Raw genomic sequence first — 555 nt, 5'->3', positions numbered from 1 at the left:
ACGGTGTTAGCAGGCACGTCAACGTAGAACAGTTTTTCGCTGTATGCTTCGCCACTCAGTTGAAGGCTTTGGTTCGCCGCCAGCTCCGTCACTTGCACTTCAGGATCGGTTGGTTCGCTTGGCTCTTCTGGGTCCGTTCCTGGTTGCTCCGGTTCAACTACCGCTTCTAACGTATCCAACCAACGCTCAAATTCCGCATCGTATTGTTGACCAAGCACAGTAACCTGCTGCGCCCATTGTGCAAACTGACCTGAACGAGACAACGCCAATAAGCTCTCTACATCTTGAGGGTGGTTTTCTAGCATGAAGCGAACTGCCAAGTACCCCCAACGGTAAATGCGATTGCTATCGTGCGAGTATGTGGTGTCAAACACGGTTGAAAGGCTCAGTTTGCCACTTGGGATCAGATCGATCGCGGCCTTGTAACCTTGTTTGTAATGCATGTATTCAGCAAAGCCTTCCAGCCACCAAACAATATGACCATGAGCTAAGTTGTCGCTGAATGAACCGTATTGGTTGAAACGTGCATCCAAGTAGTGAGTGTACTCGTGCTCA

The 555-nt window shown here is 49.7% G+C and carries 1 protein-coding gene; it reads right to left on the bottom strand.

Annotation, left to right across the window (positions count from 1 at the left end; all coding sequences use genetic code 11):
• On the bottom strand, positions 1-555 hold a 555-nt coding region (locus R7093_RS27305), incomplete at both ends, for a collagenase (protein ID WP_318147290.1).

It is taken from the genome of Vibrio sp. 1580, assembly GCF_033340055.1.
This window is presented reverse-complemented; position numbering and strand designations above follow the sequence as displayed.